Origin of the sequence: Mesobacillus persicus (genome assembly GCF_900109925.1) — a bacterium.
Lineage (GTDB): Bacteria > Bacillota > Bacilli > Bacillales > Cytobacillaceae > Mesobacillus_B > Mesobacillus_B persicus.
On record NZ_FOBW01000032.1, the window covers coordinates 1 to 15,823 of the forward strand.

Annotated in this window: 15 protein-coding genes; 11 read left to right on the plus strand and 4 right to left on the minus strand. The window is 37.4% G+C overall.

Annotation, left to right across the window (positions count from 1 at the left end; genetic code table 11):
• Window positions 1–769: 769 nt before the first annotated feature.
• Window positions 770–1,006 (plus strand): hypothetical protein, encoded by a 237-nt coding sequence (locus BMX30_RS22625; RefSeq protein ID WP_090750575.1) that lies wholly within the window; start codon window positions 770–772, stop codon window positions 1,004–1,006.
• Between the two features lie 89 nt (window positions 1,007–1,095).
• Here the strand turns inward: BMX30_RS22625 and BMX30_RS22630 are convergent, their stop codons facing one another.
• Window positions 1,096–1,320: a hypothetical protein gene (locus tag BMX30_RS22630; protein ID WP_090750577.1), complete on the minus strand. Its 225-nt coding sequence runs from the start codon at window positions 1,318–1,320 to the stop codon at window positions 1,096–1,098.
• Window positions 1,321–2,106: 786 nt separating this feature from the next.
• Here BMX30_RS22630 and BMX30_RS24190 point away from each other — a divergent pair.
• A complete protein-coding gene (locus BMX30_RS24190; protein ID WP_280140006.1) occupies window positions 2,107–2,238 on the plus strand; it encodes a hypothetical protein in 132 nt (43 codons plus the stop codon).
• 271 nt (window positions 2,239–2,509) lie between these two features.
• A complete protein-coding gene (locus BMX30_RS22645) occupies window positions 2,510–3,271 on the plus strand; it encodes a Nif3-like dinuclear metal center hexameric protein (protein ID WP_090750582.1) in 762 nt (253 codons plus the stop codon).
• Between the two features lie 326 nt (window positions 3,272–3,597).
• Here BMX30_RS22645 and BMX30_RS22650 read toward each other — a convergent pair whose 3' ends face one another.
• Window positions 3,598–5,046, minus strand: coding sequence for a DHA2 family efflux MFS transporter permease subunit (locus BMX30_RS22650; protein WP_090750584.1), 1,449 nt, complete (start codon window positions 5,044–5,046; stop codon window positions 3,598–3,600).
• Window positions 5,047–5,231: 185 nt separating this feature from the next.
• On the opposite strand from BMX30_RS22650, the gene BMX30_RS22655 reads away from it, so the two are divergent.
• The 3 genes from BMX30_RS22655 (at window position 5,232) to BMX30_RS22665 (ending at window position 7,625) form a co-directional block, all read left to right on the plus strand.
• Window positions 5,232–5,801: a TetR/AcrR family transcriptional regulator gene (locus tag BMX30_RS22655; RefSeq protein WP_090750585.1), complete on the plus strand. Its 570-nt coding sequence runs from the start codon at window positions 5,232–5,234 to the stop codon at window positions 5,799–5,801.
• A gap of 297 nt (window positions 5,802–6,098) precedes the next feature.
• Complete coding sequence (locus BMX30_RS22660; RefSeq protein ID WP_342028090.1) at window positions 6,099–6,524, plus strand: hypothetical protein; 426 nt, start codon at window positions 6,099–6,101, stop codon at window positions 6,522–6,524.
• Window positions 6,525–6,722: 198 nt separating this feature from the next.
• Window positions 6,723–7,625: a hypothetical protein gene (locus BMX30_RS22665; protein WP_090750587.1), complete on the plus strand. Its 903-nt coding sequence runs from the start codon at window positions 6,723–6,725 to the stop codon at window positions 7,623–7,625.
• Window positions 7,626–7,701: 76 nt separating this feature from the next.
• Here the strand turns inward: BMX30_RS22665 and BMX30_RS22670 are convergent, their stop codons facing one another.
• The gene (locus tag BMX30_RS22670) at window positions 7,702–8,499 is read right to left on the minus strand and encodes an HAD family hydrolase (RefSeq protein WP_090750589.1); all 798 of its coding nucleotides are present in this window, start codon (window positions 8,497–8,499) and stop codon (window positions 7,702–7,704) included.
• Between the two features lie 433 nt (window positions 8,500–8,932).
• Here BMX30_RS22670 and BMX30_RS22675 point away from each other — a divergent pair, with 433 nt between their 5' ends.
• The 3 genes from BMX30_RS22675 to BMX30_RS22685 are packed head-to-tail and all read left to right on the plus strand — an operon-like array spanning window position 8,933 to window position 12,666.
• Window positions 8,933–10,489 (plus strand): spore germination protein, encoded by a 1,557-nt coding sequence (locus tag BMX30_RS22675; protein ID WP_244532699.1) that lies wholly within the window; start codon window positions 8,933–8,935, stop codon window positions 10,487–10,489.
• Between the two features lie 21 nt (window positions 10,490–10,510).
• Window positions 10,511–11,599 (plus strand): GerAB/ArcD/ProY family transporter, encoded by a 1,089-nt coding sequence (locus BMX30_RS22680; RefSeq protein WP_090750591.1) that lies wholly within the window; start codon window positions 10,511–10,513, stop codon window positions 11,597–11,599.
• Window positions 11,596–12,666, plus strand: a complete 1,071-nt coding sequence (locus BMX30_RS22685) for a Ger(x)C family spore germination protein (protein ID WP_090750593.1) — start codon at window positions 11,596–11,598, stop codon at window positions 12,664–12,666. The genes BMX30_RS22680 and BMX30_RS22685 overlap by 4 nt, the downstream gene beginning before the upstream one ends.
• Window positions 12,667–13,069: 403 nt before the next feature.
• Here the strand turns inward: BMX30_RS22685 and BMX30_RS23750 are convergent, their stop codons facing one another.
• Window positions 13,070–13,243 carry a hypothetical protein gene (locus BMX30_RS23750; RefSeq protein WP_170843982.1) on the minus strand — a complete coding sequence of 58 codons (174 nt, stop codon included), beginning with the start codon at window positions 13,241–13,243 and terminating at the stop codon, window positions 13,070–13,072.
• A 314-nt stretch (window positions 13,244–13,557) separates the two neighbouring features.
• On the opposite strand from BMX30_RS23750, the gene BMX30_RS23755 reads away from it, so the two are divergent.
• Together BMX30_RS23755 and cypC are read left to right on the plus strand one after the other, a co-directional pair.
• Window positions 13,558–13,716 (plus strand): hypothetical protein, encoded by a 159-nt coding sequence (locus BMX30_RS23755; RefSeq protein ID WP_170843983.1) that lies wholly within the window; start codon window positions 13,558–13,560, stop codon window positions 13,714–13,716.
• Between the two features lie 74 nt (window positions 13,717–13,790).
• Window positions 13,791–15,041, plus strand: a complete 1,251-nt coding sequence (gene cypC / locus BMX30_RS22690) for a CYP152 family fatty-acid peroxygenase CypC (protein ID WP_090750595.1) — start codon at window positions 13,791–13,793, stop codon at window positions 15,039–15,041.
• The last annotated feature ends 782 nt before the right edge of the window (window positions 15,042–15,823 follow it).

Genomic DNA, 15,823 nt, shown 5'->3' on the forward strand with positions numbered 1-15,823 from the left:
CTTAAAATACAAAATTAAATAGGTGCCATCCTTTTGGTTCGAGTGGAGATCGAATCTAATTTCCTGAGGCCCTGACCTCGATGTTTAGCCTTATCCCACTCGTCCTGTAAATGCGGATCAGTACGTTAATATAAAAATTGTACTCAATGCCAGATTGCATCAATGCAGACCAAGAAGCGAGTGAAAAGCCCATTTCTGAATCAAGAAGATGGCACCTGTTTCAATAAAAACTTGGTTAATCGTTACTGGTAAAATTAGGTAAATGCAGTAAGCGTGTTTGAGTTACCCTAAAACTTGAAAAAAGTATTTGACATTGTACGCTATACTTTGTCTTGAAAATTTTATGAATTCTTTATCTATAAGTGTGGAGGTTTCATAACGAACGAAGGTTGTGCACTCGATACTAAATGTAGAACTATCTAAGCTTAAACCTTAATGCTTCTTTCAGGAGTTAATGCACTTATGAGCCCAATGATAGTTGGGGGTAGGCTCGCAAGTAGAAACCACCAGTTGCCTGTATCTATGAAAAATGGTAAATAGAATAAGTGACACTAAGACAATGCAAATTCCAAATTTGACTCTTGTTGCGGAAAAAATCTTGGAATTATTCACTTCGAACAAAATTTCTATTCCTGTAGCTAAATCATCATCTCAACAAAGATTAAGTCCAGTTCTTCAACAAGTGTGTTAATTAAACAGATAAATAGAATATTATGGTAATATTAGCCTTAAGGGAGGACATCCTCAAGTGAAAAGGGGGAGGGATACAGTGAAGAGAAAATATAAAGCGATGATGGTTATACCAGCTACATTATTAGCGATGTTCGCATTAATGAATGATCAATATTATTGGTTACTGTACGTTGCATTTATTTTAACATCGTTGAATCTATTGATGATGGGAATTCAAGCCTTCCAAGAAAACAAGAAATCCCCTTTTGCCTATTGTGGGACGGTATTAGCCATATTGGTCATTTTCCTATCACTAAAAGAGTTATTGAACTAGGCGCAGGAGACTGTTCAATTTTTCATTGAGAGGCAGTCGTGTTTTTTCAAGGTTGGCAAAGTGTTGTTTGGAAGAGGGGGGTGCTGAATTTATAGTCTTTTTGTAACAGACCCCCACAACTTTAGAACTAGCTTACACGAATAGTGGATTATAAAGAAAATAACTATGACTGACAGGATATTTCCATTCACTCCAATCCATGCGTTAGGGTCGATGTAAATCGCTCCAATGGCAGGTATAAACGAGAATACTACGGTTAAAACCAAAGCTATCATCTGCAACCTATTTACTACCTTTAACTTTTCCTTATCCATTAACCATCTCTCCTATCTTTATATTAACTTATATTATCACGTTTCCACTAATTACCATTACTTTAATAAAAACAATCCCATCTGTTTTATGTAATTTGCCTCTTCATACACATCAAACCAAATGCCGATTACGAAACCCTCCTTAACCACGATTATAACAGTTAATCATTCTGGTCAAGCAAGCAATGATCATTGCAAAAATGGCCTTGTAAAAAGAAATAAGCAATGGATTAGATAATTTTTGTATTGCATTAATAAGTACAATTGCTGACTAGTGGTACTCAATTTCTTGATTAGGCCGGGCAGATGGATACGCGTTAATAAAAGATAGAGCTGTTGGTTATGTTTTGTTTTAGTTTTTTTCTTATTTAACAACATAAATGTTAAAATAAAAGAAAATTACGTATTGGGAGTGATATAAGATGAATGTAATATTTAGAGTAGCGCTATATTCTCTTAGTGTATTATTGGTTTTCTTGCTGTTCGGTTATCAACAAGAGCTTTTATTATCCACAATTATAATAAGTTCGATTGTTTTCGGTTACGGTATAAACATGTTCTTGGAATTGTATAGAAAATTTCAAAAGAACACCGATAAAAACGCTTGTTAAACAAACGGAGCATTTCTTTAAAGAAGGAGAAATGCTTTTTTTATTGAATCTATTGAAGGGACGAAATAGTTTATCGGAATAGTAATTCATTAGCCAAAGTAAGTCTTGATTTAGAAAAACAGGGTTATGAGTGATCAATAAATTAAATGTATGTAACTGGGATGATATAGCGAACATGATGATTTTAATGGGATATACCTTGATCGATTTACACGAACATGAATTCTCTAAAGAGGGATTATCAGTTGATTTTGGTATAATGGACACTTTGCCAGATTTTGCAGGAGTAGAATTAGAAGACTTATAAATGCATCAAATGGGAGATGCAAAGTATTATTTACTGAATCCGAACCAATATTTAAGTGTTTACGAAGCTTCATCCAAGGACAGTTATCGAACAGATAACAATAATAATAAAGATATTAGGAAGATTAATTTCTTAAAAAGTATGATAAATGCTAACTACTAATCTTACCGAACTAATTGCGCTAACGGCTATTCTTTAAAAAGGAGAATGGCTTTTCATTATTGAAGTAAGGAGCGTTTAGTTTAAGAATAATCAACTTAGGGGGGAAATGATGAACTTAGAGCAGTTCGAACAGCATATTAAAAAACTTTTTGCTAAAGAATTATTAGAAGAACTTGATGACGATTACGGATTTACTAATAAGTCGAAAAATTCGATTTCAACAATTGGATATGCAACAAATTTATCCATCGAAACTATTGAAAAGGCTGCGAAGAATAATGTTGATTTGATGGTTACTCATCACGATGCCTGGGATTTTATTTATGGATTAAAAGAGGAATGCCTTAAGAAATTACAAGAGCATAACATTAGTCACTTCTGGATACACGGTCCTTTAGATTTTTGCGAATTTGGCACTTGTACTTCTCTTATGAATGTTGTTGGTATAGATAACATTATTAAATACTCTGTTTATGATAATGGAGCTGTTCCTGGGATAGGACAATTTAGCGAGCCTATTGATTTTAATCTTCTTATTCAAAAAATGAGAGATGAGTTAGAGGAGCCAGTTAGAGCTTGGAAGAACAATGATACGAAAGTAAAGAAGGTTGGAGTGTTAACAGGTGCAGGGCATTCTTCAAACCATATAAAAATGGCAGTTGAAGAAGGTTGTGATACCTATATAACAGGAGAAGCAACCTTATACACTATTCAATATGCTCAATTTGTAGGAATTAACCTTTTAGTTGGTAGTCATACTTTTACGGAAATATTCGGTGTAGAAAGTCTCGCAAATAAACTCCAGAATTTAGATAAAGACATTAAGCTTGTTAAGTTAGAGGAAGAGCATTTTGAGTTCAATCATAAATGATGTTCCGACTTTGTGAAGAATTCTACTTAAACAAACGGCCAGGTTTGTTAAGGAAGTAAAGTTATAATTATTTATTAGGCAATTTTAGATAAAAAGTCTTTTAAAGAAAGTTCTTGATCATGACAATGAGAAATAAGGACTCTTATTGCTAGCGGGCTGCGTATCTGTAAGAAGGCAGTAACGCTTCTTCACTAACTATACATAAAATTATAAATAATAAAGAAGATACTACTATGTGCTACCGTTTTAATATCAGTATTTAAAAATAGGCGTGGGGGAAAGCCCCGACCACACCTCTGACAATCATTGCTCGTCAACTAGCTGCTTCAATTTTTCTCTTCAGTTGCTTCTATTCCTTCACCACTCCTCTCCTTACGCATAAACACCGTGACGAAAAAGGCAATAATTCCTAAAATTAGCATAAAAAGATAGGCATCATTCGTGCCGAGAATAGAGGATTTCAGAGCTAGTTGAGAGGGTGAGAACGATTGGTTCGCATCCGCCAATTCTGTCGCATGACTACTAGTTCTGGCTGTGAATATGGTGATAATCAGTGCAGTTCCAATTGAACCTGCAAGTTGGCGCACTGTATTCGTAACGGCTGAACCGTGGGAACTTAAGTGAGTCGGAAGAGTATTTAATCCAGCTGTATTAAGAGGCATAGTTAGAAAGCTCAATCCAATTCGTAAGAAAACCGTTCGGATCATCAAATAGTTGTACGTGGTTGTTTCAGTTAAATTCGTTACACCCCAAATGGAAGGAAGCAAGAAAAGTAAACCTGTAATAACGATAGGTTTTGGTCCGAATTTATCTAACAAACGTCCAGATACCGGTGACATTAACGCATTTACTAATGCGCCTGGAAGTAATAGCAAAGCGGTATCCAAAACGGAGAAACCTCTACTTGTTTGCAAGTAAATCGGCAATAAAATCATATCTGCATACATGACGAACATCACCAAGACACTGATGATTGTGGTTGTTGTGAACATTGGAACTTTGAATACACTTAAATCTAGCAAAGGATCATCCGACGTGAGCTGTCGCTGGCAGAATAGGATTAGAAAGATAATCCCCATAGCGATAAAAATTAACACTTCAGCACTTCCCCAACCTTTATCCCCTGCATTGCTCAATCCAAATAGTAAAGCACCGAAACCGATTGTTGAAAAAAAGACACTAGTGAGATCCAGTTTTGATTTTGAGGTTTCCGATACATTAGTTAGAAACTTTAAAGATAAAAGAATGACAACGGCAACTAGTGGTAACATGCCGATAAAAATCCAACGCCATGAAGAATATTCGATGACAAAACCCGCCAAAGTCGGACCAATTGCAGGTGCAAAAATCATTGCTAGCCCAATAAATCCCATGGCGGTTCCACGTCCTTCTTTTGGAAAAACAACAAAGACAACCGTCATTAAGAGAGGCATAATAATTCCGGCCCCTGCAGCTTGAAACAGTCGTCCGATTAAGAGAATTTTAAAACCCGGTGCAATGGCGCAGAAGAAAGTACCCACAAACAGGAAAGCCATAGAACTGAGAAATAGTTGTCGTGTTGTAAATCGTTTCATCAAAAAGGCCGTCACAGGTACCAAAATCCCATTTACCAACATAAAACCAGTGATCAACCATTGAACCGTTGTCGGACCAATCTCAAATTCATTCATTAAATCTGGTAAGGCAACATTTAAGATCGTTTGATTCAAAATGGACAAAAAAGAGCCCAAAAGCATGACGGGCATAAGAATCTTTTTATTAATTGGATGATTCATTTTCAAAATCCTTTCTCGTTACTTAATTGACGTTTTGTTAATTAATTGATATGGTGTCAATAAAATAGATACTAACACGCTAAAGGTAAAAAAACCATTTACATTTTCTATGGGAATGTAAACTAATTGGCGGTTTATAAAGATTTGTCAAAAAAGTATAGGATTATAGGCAAAGGAGTGATTTAATGTCTAAGAATAAGAGAGAAAAGGTAGATCCTCGAGTTATTCGCACAAAGCGAATGTTTAAAGATGCGTTTATTTCACTGCTCCAAGAAAACAAGGACCAAAATAAATTAACAGTTCAGAGACTAGCCGATCGTGCTGAATTAACTCGAGCTACATTCTATTTGCATTATCATGATATTGAAGATTTAAAGGAGCAAATGGTGGATGAAGTACTTGAAGAATTAACTAAAAAGATTCATCCTCTCTTTGATGAAAATCAAGATATAGATGATCCCCCGATTGACTCGTTTTTAGCGCATATTTATGAACATGGAGTACTTTTCAATGTTATGTTTGAAAATAATGATTTTCGTAAAAGGCTATTCGGTATAATTACCGAGATTGTTTCAATTAGGCGAGAAACAAGAAAAGTGAAAAGGCATACCAATCAGGTTCCAATTGAAATTATTGCTTCCTCTACATTTGGTATCGTGTCATGGTGGATAGAGAATGGAATGCCATATAGTCCAAGATATTTGGCAGAACAAATCAACTTAGTATTTAGAAACAACACCAATGCTCGTCCCTGATTACCATCTCATTTTGGACATTTGTGTTAATTGGATTAGTGGAGGTTACACAAAGTGAGCTTTGCAAGCGAGATTGTGAGGGATTGCACTTATAGTAACGGGTGCTAAAGTTTAAAGAAGTAAAACACAATAAAAAACAGAACAAATTTGCTGCGTAATAAAACGATTCAATGCATTAGAAAATTCCTTTGTCATAATTCCTCCACAATTTTTAAATAACCATCTTGTCCGAATTCGGCATTAACCGATATATACCCTATGAAAGGAATTACATAGTCGAAAGGATCGTGGTTAAGGATGGCAAAATATCAAAAGGTACCTACTGAATTTTGGAGTAATCCAATTGTTGCAGAAGAAATGACTCCGGAGGATAAGTACTTCTATCTATATTTGTTAACGAATCCGAATACCAAGCAAATAGGCATCTATCGAATTACAAAAAAACAAATGGCTTTTGATTTGGGCTATTCCATTGAAACGGTATATTTGTTAATGGAGCGCTTTACGAAGCATCACAAGTTGATACGGTATAATCCTATAACTAGAGAGCTCGCGATTAGAGACTGGGGCCATCTCCAGATAGGCAGAAAACAAATCATTTCTGAGTTAAAAGAAGTTGAGGATCTCTCACTGATTCAATATGTTGCGGAATCGATTCATCAAGGGGATATTCGCAATCTATTTGAATCTTTTTATAATCAAGAAGAGATCGTTGTTAACTAGGAAAGCTGAGATAAAGAGAATTATGCTTCAGGCTACAGTGTTTAATCCCTGTGAGTTTGACAATTTGCATGATTAGTAAAAGGCCCACCCTTGGGGCTAAACTTATAAAAAACAAGTGAGCACAGAATCCGATTTCGACTTCCATTTTGTGTTAAGCTTTTATGTAGGTAAATACATACAAGCATTAGGAGAGGGAAAATGGAAACCGAAAAGTCAAAAAAGAATTTTAAGATTTTCATAGTTGCGGCTTTATCTGGTAGTTTGATCATGAATGTTATGTTGATTTCTAAAGTGAATTGGCTAGATAATCGATTAGATCATGTCTCATCCGAACAACAGAATATCCATCACTCAGTCAATAGCCAATCAGGCGAGGTCCAACAGCTTTTAAATCAATTTAAGGAAGAACTAAGTTGGCTTGGTCCAGTGGAAATGGATGTGAATACAAATGAGTTGGGAAAAGGGCAAGCGCAAATCCGTTTCAAATGGCAGGTAAAAGAGTGGCAAACGGATTCAAAGGTTATCTTTCATTATGCGACCGGGTCGAATGCTGACTTCGAAAAACTAGCAGCGGAAGGGTTAGAACAAGGGTTTTTCCAAGTAAAAGTCCCAATCGAGGTTAACTTAGAACCACTATGGGATGTGAGGGTGGTTGATTCTGGCTCAAATACGGAAGAGATGAGTGAAACGGTGAAGGAAGAGCAACAAATCGACCAATACTCCTTAAAGTATTTCGTTTCGGTCGAATCTGAGGATGTTGTCAAGAGTAGTGAGATTCAATCGGAATCGCTCGATTATTTGGGTACTAACAAATATGGCATTCTTTCAGGAGATATTCATAGCCGAGGGAAGAACGCTAGTGTGACATTGATGCAGCACAAAACAAGCGGTGAGACTTCTGATGTTGAAGAAGCTTCTCTTTTAAAATTTCAGGATGGTACGCTTGTTGGTGAGGAACCAATGCAATTGGAAGACGAACAGGACGACAACTTCCGGCTATTTCATTTGCGGGAAATCAGTTCATATGAAGAGGATATGCGGTTTGTTATCAAAGTCGTCTATCGAGACGGGGCCACTTTTGAGAGGGAAGTTATTAACTAATTAAAGAAAAGATTATATAGAAAAGATGGCGAACGGTGCTAGGCACTGTTCGTCAAATCTTTTTTTAAAACTAACCCTAAATCACATGGGATCCATACGATTTATAAAGATAACGGTCAATGAACTCTGCTAAGCCATCCTCTTCGTGGTGTCCTGTAACAAAATCAGCTGCTGCTTTGACCTCTTCGCTAGCGTTCCCCATAGCTACACCGGTACCGACATGGCGAAGCATGTCTATATCATTAGGTCCGTCCCCAATGGCTACGACTTCATTTGGATGGATTCGATATGCTCGAAGTAAGCTTTTGATCCCAGACCATTTGGAGACATTTGGAGCGACTAGCTCAAACCCGTCATTCCAATTGATGACTTCGGCTTCCTTTTTGAACAGTGCAGAAATTTTCGGGCTTGGTACACCTGTTCGAACACTATATTTTAGAACATCTTGATATTTTGCCTCTTTTAAATCTCCAATATAACGTGGGGGAGTTTGCCCAACTTTTGTCCAGTAGTCGATTTCTTCATTTGTTTCCTTACAATAAAGCCCATTTGCGGTATGGATGAGTACATTACATGGATTTTCAGTCGTCACCTGGTGGAAACGTTCTTCGTTCAGTTGGACGGGTTTGATTTGCAATGCTCTTCCAGTTCCTGCATCATGAATCGCAGCACCGTTCAAACAAATCATTGGAGTGGCCAACCCAATTTCTTTATGGTAGGGAGCAGTTACTTCGTGGTGTCGACCAGTAGCCAGAAAAACCTTGATTCCATGATTGATGAGCCTACAAATAGCTTCCATATTTCGCCGGGAAATAGCGTTTGAGGCTGTTAGTAATGTACCATCCATATCAATAAACATTGCACGAACATTCATTTATCCTTCCTCCTCATTCGTTGGTATACCAATCGTATCATCTGAATGTTAAATCCTTGTAAACATAGTGTACGGATTTAATTAATTTCATTTGATGTAAGGTGGAACGGCTGGTTGTTAAGCGGGACAATTGTAAAAATCCATGGTGAATGAACGAAAGAGATGGGGACGTACCCTATACTTCTTATGTCACTGATCGCTAAACTGTGAGTTTATTCAGTAGAGCAAATTCCTAAAAGGTCGTAAAAGCTTCCCCTACATATTTTAGATGAAAAAAGGTGAAATCCACGTCGATTTCACCTTTTTTCTTAATTTTAGAAACTAGTTATCTCCAACCTCTTTTTTCGTTCCCCTAGTCTTATCTAATTTAATTACATACAATATCCATTTCCGGTAAATATAAGCGTATATAGATGGAATGGTGAGGGTTGCAATGAGTTTTTTTAAAAAGCATAAACGGAAATTACCGAAAATGCCAAAAGCTGAAAACATAAACAAAGAAGAATCATCACCAAATGCTGAAAAGGAAAACAATAAGCTAGTAAAAGATTGGGAAAACGAACTCTCCAAATCCAATGATTATAAAAAAACTTTTTATTTCAATCAAAAGTCAGGCAAGAAATTTACCTTCACGTATATACCGACACTGATTGAAGAAAAGGTACTAGACAACAATGCGTTGCCAAACTTGCTTGAAGATGATTTTTATCAAATATCTGATGTTAAAAAGTTGTTACCGATTGCAGATGTCGAGGTATCTACCAATAAAGACGATATTCCGATAAAGCTGCTTCAGGGTTATGTACTAGTAACTCTTGAGGGAGATAGGAGCGGCTTTGCTTTCTTTTCTGCACAAAAAGCCGTCGTCCGCTCCGTCTCGGCACCGGAAATTGAATTTAGTGTCATCGGGCCAAAAGAGGCCTTTGTCGAGTCGATTGGGCAAAATATGAACTTGATTCGCAAACGCTTGCCGATCGAAGAACTTATTGCTGAAGAATTTACAGTCGGGAAACTCTCTAAGACAAAAGTAAACGTTATTTATATCGATGGGATAACAAACGAACAAATTGTGAATACCGTGAAGCAACGGATTAATGATATCGAAAAAGATGAGATTGCTGATAGTTCCTATTTCACGCAAATTATCTCAGATAACGGGCATTCTCCTTTTCCGCAGTTGCTTGATACCGAGAGACCGGACCGTGTCGCCTCGAGTCTTGCTGAAGGGAAAGTCGCCATATTAGTTGATGGTTCCCCACATGCTTTACTTGGTCCAACAACATTGCCAGAATTCTTCAACTCATTTGAAGACTATTATATCAACTGGATCCTAGCCTCATTTATACGGCTAATCCGCTTATTTGCTGTAATTTTCTCGATTATGATTACCCCTATTTATGTCGCGATCGTCACTCACCATTATGAGTTGATTCCAAAGGATTTACTCGTTACATTAGTTACCTCCAGACGTGTTGTCCCATTCCCACCGATTCTTGAAGCCTTATTTCTTGAGGTAGCAATTGAGTTATTAAGGGAGGCAGGGTCACGCCTACCAACGAAGGTTGGTCAGACAATTGGTATCGTGGGGGGAATTGTCCTTGGAACCGCTTCGGTCGAGGCTGGGCTTACGAGCAATGTTCTGTTGATTTTTGTCGCTCTCTCAGCACTTGCTTCGTTTACGACACCTGTCTATCAAATGAGTAATACAATCCGGATTTTGCGATTTCCATTTCTGTTTATGGCGGAGCTATGGGGGTTACTCGGAATTACGATTGCCTTCTGTTTTATAATTACTCATTTGCTCCGATTGACATCACTGGGGCAGCCATTTATGGAACCAGTATTTCCGCTAAGAGTCAATGACTTTAAAGACGCTCTCATCAGACTACCATTTCAAAATCAAGCGAAGCGCCCTATTTTCCTGAGAACGAAAGACTCAACAAGGTTTAGTTCGCAAAAGGCCCATAAAAAGAAAGACATTGATGAATAATGAATGAAGGTAGGGAGTTACATGCAACAGCCCGTCCCAGAGAATCTGAAAATTTCACCATTTATGGCGGCATTTGTCGTTGTTGCTATGCAGATAGGAATTGGTGTTCTTGGTTATCAACGGTTAATTGCTAAGGATGCTGGTTACGATGCATGGATTTCCGTCATTATAGGGGGGGCAACAATCCATGCCATCATCTGGATGATGTATAAAATCTGTGAAACGGTAGATGGAGATGTGTTAACTGCAAATATTTATGTGTTTGGTAAGGCGATTGGCAAAAGCATCAATACGTTTTTCATTTTGTATTTTACAATGACTTGCGTAACAGTGCTCGCTGGCTTAATTGAAGTGCTACGAACGTGGATGTTTCTTAATTTAAATCCTTTATTATTTGGTTCGATTTATTTACTTCTAGGAATTTATATCGTGAATGGCGGGTTCAGAACGGTAGTTGGGATTGCGTTTTTTGGACTCGCGGTTCCGGCATATTTACTGCTTTCCTTCGGTTTTGCTATCAGATACGGTGATTTCACAAATTTATTGCCGATTTTAGATCATACTCCAGTGCAATTACTAAAAAGCGCTTACAGTATGACATTAACCTTTCTTGGATTTGGAATCCTGTTATTTTTTTATCCATTTATTAAAAATCCTGGAAAGTCAAAAAAATGGGTTCATCTTGGAGTAGTAACTACTACTTTTATATACGCAGCGTTAGCGGTAATCAGCTTTGCCTATTTCCCGCCAAGCTTGTTAGAAAAGTCGATTTGGGCAACGTTAGAAATGTGGAAAATTGTCCGACTGCCTTTTATTGAGAGATTTGAGTATTTAGGCCTCGCCAACTGGGCTCTAATTATTCTTCCAAATGTTGTGATTTCTTTATGGGTTGCTAGCAGAGTCGCAAAGCAAACGTTTAACGTGGCACAACGAAAAGTTGTTTGGCTGATTGCTTTGGTTGTTCTCATCGTTGTCCAGATGTTAAATTCACGTGAAAAGATGAATCTCTTTTTTGATATCCAAGGAAAAGTCGGCTTTGTTATGGCCTATTTCTATACACCCTTTCTCTTTATTTTATTGCTGATTAAACAGAAGGTGAAAACGAAATGAGGATACGTGCTTTTTTCTTCACAATAATCCTTTGTGTTTTGCTTATAACAGGATGTGTACAAAAAAAGGTAATCGATGACATTAATATTGCTACTGGGATCGGGGTGGATCAAGCCGAAAACGGCCTTTTGCTTGGCAGTGTCATGATCCCTGAGTTTAAGCCAGACAAATCCATCGAGAACTTTTCATTTACAGCTGAAGGGGAAATTATGAGAGATGTTATGTCCCAAATGCAACAAAAAGCATCCCAGCCAATACTCGCAGGTAGCTTGGATATTGCCCTTTTTAATGAGGAAATTGCACGAAACGGCATCATTCAAATTCTTGATGTATTCCTACGAGATCCAAGCGTGGGAGCAAGGGTGCAATTAGCAGTCGTGGACGGTAAGGCAGTAGAGGTTTTTGAAGGGAACTATGGGGACCGCGGAAATGCGCTCTATTTAAGGGAATTAATCGAACACAACATGAAGGGGGGGAACTTACCTGTAGCCAATCTCCATCGTTTCTTGTTTGATTTTTATCAAAAAGGAAAAGATCCTTATTTGCCATACCTCAAGAAACAAGACGATGATTTAGTTTCGCTTCGGGGGATTGCGCTATTTAAAGATGAAAAGGTCGTTGATATTCTCCACGAAAACAAAATGTTTTATTTTAAGCTTCTCGTTGATCGGTTTACGATGGGCACCATCATGGTTAAAGAGGGCCATGGGAATGCTACGGTCAAGAGCATTAAATCAGACACCGATATGAAATTAATTAAGCGAGATCCTTATGAAATTACCATCAATATTGACGTGAAAGGGATTCTGACAGAGCATGAAGGCATTCGTTTAGCGAAAGATGAAGCGAATAAAATTGAAAAATTGTTAGAAAAACAAGTGAATAAGGAATGTCAAGCATTGTTAACGGAATTTCAAGAAAATAAGATTGATCCAATTGGCATCGGACATTTTGTTAAAACAAAAACAAGGCAATTTGACTTTGAAAAGTGGGAAACGGATTTTCAAAATGCCACTTTTAATGTCAATACAAATATAGATATCGTTGAGGTTGGGGTTGTTGAGTAATATAACCTACTTAGTGAACCTCTCCATCAAAATTTGCGATTTAGTTGGAGAGGTTCACAATATTATGTTATAACTCAGTTCAAATTGAACTGGGTAGCGTCATAAGCCTAGTTAATGATCGGGATTAGTTGACACTGCCTCCAATCCTGAAAAATGGCTGAGCCTTGGAAGTTATGAGCAAACCAAGAACAGCCAAAAAGCTGTTCTTGTTTCTAGTAACTATATTAAGGAAGCGGGTTATGTAGGTGCTTCTAAGCTAAGCAATGAATCCTTCTTTATTTCAATTTACATATGGGCATTCTCATCTTAATCTTAGGGTAGCTGAGTGGAAGCTCATTTACCTCGACAATTATAGATGGAATCACGTATCCTCTGCACCGCACTCCCTGCCTGTCATTTACCGTTAACGTTCCGATTCCCAAAGGTTTGTATTTAACGGTGTATAAATTTCGTCCCCCTGGATTTGCTGATGGATGATCAGATTAGGAAACGAATCCTCTGTATCCTTCACCTCTTTATGTCTTGCTCTGAAGCTCATCCCAAGAATCTCTTCAATGTGTTTCTTTCCACTTATCATTGAATCCCACCTATCTATTTTGATAGGAATAATTTAACCATTTTGGTTATTTTTAATGTAGTTGAAAAAATTCTAATTATAAAAGACCGAGTCCGAAAATGTTCTGGAATGCCACTCGAACAGTGGTGTTAACCCGTTATTCTTAATTCGCACCAAATGTGTTTCATTTATAGACAATAATGATTCTTTCAATATTTAAGTATGCTTATTAAAAAAATTTAGTTCATTTACATGTAAAAAGTTAAAAGGGTTAAAGTAAGTTGAACTATTAATGTTAGATGATTTAAACAAAAAGAGTTATGAAAGGAAGTTGAATGATGGAAAAGGAAAGAAGTTACAAACAAACTAGTTCTGAAAATAAGAATAGAGGTTTTTCTGAAACCAATCACAATCGTGAACAACAGAATGAAACGGATCAATTAATTCAGTCAGAAAAAATGCGCTATAAAAACGCAGATCAAATTTATGAATAAGAAGTTCATCTACTAAAATAAAGCCATGAATCGATTGGAAACTAATATGGATTGTTGGAAATGGAGCTGATTCTATGTCAAATCCAATCCCTCATGAAGACGGAATGGATCATACTTTAAGTTTGCTGAGAGAGGGATATCTCTATATTTTGAATAGGCGTCGTGGTTTTAACTCTGATGTCTTCGAAACTCGTTTACTGGGAAAGAAAGCGATTTGTATGGGCGGAAAAGATGCCGCTGAAATTTTTTATGATCCTGATAAGTTCCAAAGGGAAGGTTCGGCACCTAATCGCTTAAAGCAGACTCTGTTTGGCAAGGGGGCGATTCAGACCTTGGATGGGGCACAGCATAAACATCGGAAGGAGATGTTTATGTCGCTCATGTCCCTTGATAACCTCAAACGATTAAAGGAAATGATTAAAGTGCAGTGGGAGACTACTGCTGAAAAATGGGAACAGAGTGATGAGATTGTTTTTTATGAAGAAGTTCAGGAAATGTTGTGTAAAGTGGCTTGTCAGTGGGCAGGGGTACCTGTGCCAGGAGATGAGGTCAAAAATCTAACCAATGATTTAGAGGCCATGTATGAGTCACCGGGAGCGATGGGTCCTGATCATTGGAAGGGAAGAAATGCAAGGAATCGGGTAGAAAAGTGGGTACAGGAACTAGTCGACAATGTACGAGATGGGAAGATTCAGCCTCCTGAAGAAACTGCTTTATTCAGGTTTTCGTGGCACCGTGATTTAGAAGGGAATCTTCTGAATGCTGAGATTGTGTCCGTAGAAGTGATCAACATTTTGAGACCGATTGTAGCGATATCGATTTACTTGAATTTTACTTTACTAGCCTTACATCATCATCCGGAAGAAAGAAAGAAATTGCTTTCGGGGGATGAAAAACATGCTGAGATGTTTATACAAGAGGTTCGTCGCTACTATCCGTTTTTTCCTTTCATTGCAGCACGGGTTCGAACAAATTTCATGTGGAAAAACTATCAATTTGAAGAAAATACATTAACTCTCTTGGACCTGTATGGAACCAATCATGATCCCCTAGTTTGGGATAACCCTGATGTCTTTCGTCCACAGCGGTTTAATGACTGGGAGGGAAGTCCGTTTGGTTTTATTCCACAAGGTGGCGGAGAATACTTAATGGGTCATCGTTGCGCGGGGGAGTGGGTTACGATGGAACTGATGAAAGAAAGTTTGGATTATCTCCTGAATGGAATAGCATACGATGTTCCGAACCAAGACTTAAGTTATAGTATGGTAAGTGTCCCGAGCATACCTCATAGTAAAATCGTCATTCAAAATGTAAATAGGAATTAAGAATCTATTTAGCATGGTTAAAGAAACCTAGCTATTTGAATTAAATATTTCATGAAAAAATCCCTGTGGCTTGTTGTTAACAGGGATTCCTACTTTAATAGCTATTTTTTACTTAATTATTGCATTCCACATAATAAAGGAGGTTAGCCCATTAAACCATTCCTATGCTTCCTCTATTCCCAATTGAAGAATAAGTGTATCAACAGATACGGACCATTTGCCATGAAGCAACGATAAGTGGGGATGTCAGGCTGTTGGATTGATTTGGCGATTGTTCATCCTCATGATCCTTTAAGGTATATTTTCGGGGTTTCAAAGTAATCGCGATGTACCGTAGTTTAAATTGCAACCGAACTAGGTGGCCTCTTGTATATCTAGGTGATTGGTTTTCAGAATAGCGAAATCCTCTGCTGAAAAATAGTAAAATGTAAAATTTTTCTATTGATTCGCTAGTAGGAATGGTGGTATTCTAATTTAGCTGCTTCAGACAGCAACGAAATATAACGCTAATAAATACTTTTCCAGAAAAAGTATTTGACGAGTTAAACATTATGTTGTATATTAAGTATCCGCTGTTGAGGACAGCAACGTTTCATTAAATCAATTATATTAAAATAATATTTTAGTTGATTTTACGAGATGGATATGGTATATTAGTAGATGTCGCTTCTGAGCGATGGTTGAAATAATTGTTCTTTGAAAACTAAACAAACAAGCGTCAACAAACAATATTTATCATGTTTCTTCTATTGTATAGAGAACATGAGCCAACGTTTTATTTT

What these genes read in the sequence shown, in the direction of transcription:
- BMX30_RS22630 (WP_090750577.1), bottom strand. Translation starts at nt 1,320, where the DNA reads ATGGATAAGGAAAAGTTAAAGGTAGTAAATAGGTTGCAGATGATAGCT.
- BMX30_RS24190 (WP_280140006.1), top strand. Translation starts at nt 2,107, where the DNA reads ATGATGATTTTAATGGGATATACCTTGATCGATTTACACGAACATGAA.
- BMX30_RS22645 (WP_090750582.1), top strand. Translation starts at nt 2,510, where the DNA reads ATGAACTTAGAGCAGTTCGAACAGCATATTAAAAAACTTTTTGCTAAA.
- BMX30_RS22650 (WP_090750584.1), bottom strand. Translation starts at nt 5,046, where the DNA reads ATGAATCATCCAATTAATAAAAAGATTCTTATGCCCGTCATGCTTTTG.
- BMX30_RS22655 (WP_090750585.1), top strand. Translation starts at nt 5,232, where the DNA reads ATGTCTAAGAATAAGAGAGAAAAGGTAGATCCTCGAGTTATTCGCACA.
- BMX30_RS22660 (WP_342028090.1), top strand. Translation starts at nt 6,099, where the DNA reads ATGGCAAAATATCAAAAGGTACCTACTGAATTTTGGAGTAATCCAATT.
- BMX30_RS22665 (WP_090750587.1), top strand. Translation starts at nt 6,723, where the DNA reads ATGGAAACCGAAAAGTCAAAAAAGAATTTTAAGATTTTCATAGTTGCG.
- BMX30_RS22670 (WP_090750589.1), bottom strand. Translation starts at nt 8,499, where the DNA reads ATGAATGTTCGTGCAATGTTTATTGATATGGATGGTACATTACTAACA.
- BMX30_RS22675 (WP_244532699.1), top strand. Translation starts at nt 8,933, where the DNA reads ATGAGTTTTTTTAAAAAGCATAAACGGAAATTACCGAAAATGCCAAAA.
- BMX30_RS22680 (WP_090750591.1), top strand. Translation starts at nt 10,511, where the DNA reads ATGCAACAGCCCGTCCCAGAGAATCTGAAAATTTCACCATTTATGGCG.
- BMX30_RS22685 (WP_090750593.1), top strand. Translation starts at nt 11,596, where the DNA reads ATGAGGATACGTGCTTTTTTCTTCACAATAATCCTTTGTGTTTTGCTT.
- BMX30_RS23750 (WP_170843982.1), bottom strand. Translation starts at nt 13,243, where the DNA reads ATGATAAGTGGAAAGAAACACATTGAAGAGATTCTTGGGATGAGCTTC.
- BMX30_RS23755 (WP_170843983.1), top strand. Translation starts at nt 13,558, where the DNA reads ATGATGGAAAAGGAAAGAAGTTACAAACAAACTAGTTCTGAAAATAAG.
- cypC (WP_090750595.1), top strand. Translation starts at nt 13,791, where the DNA reads ATGTCAAATCCAATCCCTCATGAAGACGGAATGGATCATACTTTAAGT.